The sequence below is a fragment of the Mycobacterium simulans genome (genome assembly GCF_900232995.1).
GTDB lineage: Bacteria > Actinomycetota > Actinomycetes > Mycobacteriales > Mycobacteriaceae > Mycobacterium > Mycobacterium simulans.
Genome location: NZ_OCVX01000028.1, coordinates 1 through 1,398, shown reverse-complemented (window position 1 = coordinate 1,398; position 1,398 = coordinate 1). Strand labels below are relative to the sequence as shown.

The window sequence follows — 1,398 nt, the reverse complement described above, 5'->3', positions numbered from 1 at the left end:
GCATCACCGGCGGCGTCGGCGGTGCCGGGGGCAGCGGCGGGATGCTCGGCGGCGCCGGTGGCAGCGGCGGGCATGGCGGGCTGGGCGACACCGGCGGCACCGGCGGGGCCGGCGGCAAAGCCGGCTTGTTGTTCGGCGGCGGCGGAGTTGGCGGGACCGGCGGGAACGGTACCGTTACCGGCGGCAACGGCGGCGCCGGGGGCGACGCGGGTCTGCTGATGTCCAGCGCCGGGTCCGGCGGCGCCGGTGGATTCGGCCTTGTCGGCGGAGCCGGCGGGGCCGGTGGCAACGCCGGCCCGCTGGGTTGCGGCGGGATCGGTGGAGCCGGCGGTTACGGCACCTTCGCCGTAACGGGTGGCACCGGCGGCGCCGGCGGGGCCGGCGGCAAGGGGGGCCAGCTAATAGGCATCGGCGGTGCCGGAGGCGCTGGCGGTCAAGGCGACGTACAGGGTGGTGACGGCGGGAACGGTGGCATTGCCACTCTGATCGGCGATGGCGGCAACGGCGGCAACGGCGGGATCGGTCCAACACCCGTCACCGGTGGTAAGCACGGCACCGGTGGAGCCGGTGGTCTGCTGTTGGGCCTAAACGGGATCGACGGCTTGCCGTAATCTCCGTTCACGGCCAGGCCTTGCACGGCGTTTGCCGAGGGCGGTCATCCCAGACGGACTGCCCCGCAATGCTATTGAAATGCTATTGAATTAGTCAGCATTCCCCACTCTCCGCACACCGCCAAACATGGACCAAGTTTCGTTGTGTACGAACGCCATTCGGGCCGGGGCCGGATTCACGGAGTCCGTTTGTTTGCAGAATTTCGGAGTTGGAACGGCGAACCATGTGAATCAAACCGGCGCGGGGCGCAACAAACGGGGGAAGATCCTGGAGAAACATGGGATGTCTTGACCCGAAACGCGATACGGTGCGAATAGTCGAGCGCAGCGACGGTAATCGGACACTAGCCGGGGCGTTGTACCCGTTGGGAGGTGTCACATGACTTTTGTGATCGCTGCACCGGAGGTGCTGGGGACAGCCGCAACGGATTTGGCCAGCGTGGGTCGGACACTCAGCGTGGCCAATGCGGCTGCCGCGGCTCGGACGTCGGGGGTGCTGGCCGCGGCCGAGGATGAGGTGTCGGCAGCTATTGCGGCGTTGTTTTCCGCCCACGGCCAGGGGTATCAGGCAGCTAGTGCGCAGGCCGCGGCGTTTCAAGCGAAGTTTGTGCAAGCGTTGAACGCCGGCGCAAGTGCCTATGCCGGCGCCGAGACCGCTAACGCCTCGCCGCTGCAGGGCCTGCTCGACGGATTCAATGCACAAGTCCAGGCACTGACCGGGCGCCCACTGATCGGCAACGGCGCGAACGGCGCCCCGGGCACCGGGCAAAACGGCGCGCCCGGGGGG

General features: G+C 68.5%; 1 protein-coding gene and 1 pseudogene. Both read left to right on the top strand.

Features of this window, described 5'->3' with window-relative positions; translation table 11 throughout:
- A pseudogene (locus tag MSIMFI_RS26605) lies at positions 1 to 611 on the top strand (PE family protein); the annotation flags it as partial.
- 379 nt (positions 612 to 990) lie between these two features.
- The coding region (locus MSIMFI_RS26600) for a PE family protein (protein WP_191499922.1) at positions 991 to 1,398 on the top strand (408 nt) is incomplete at its 3' end.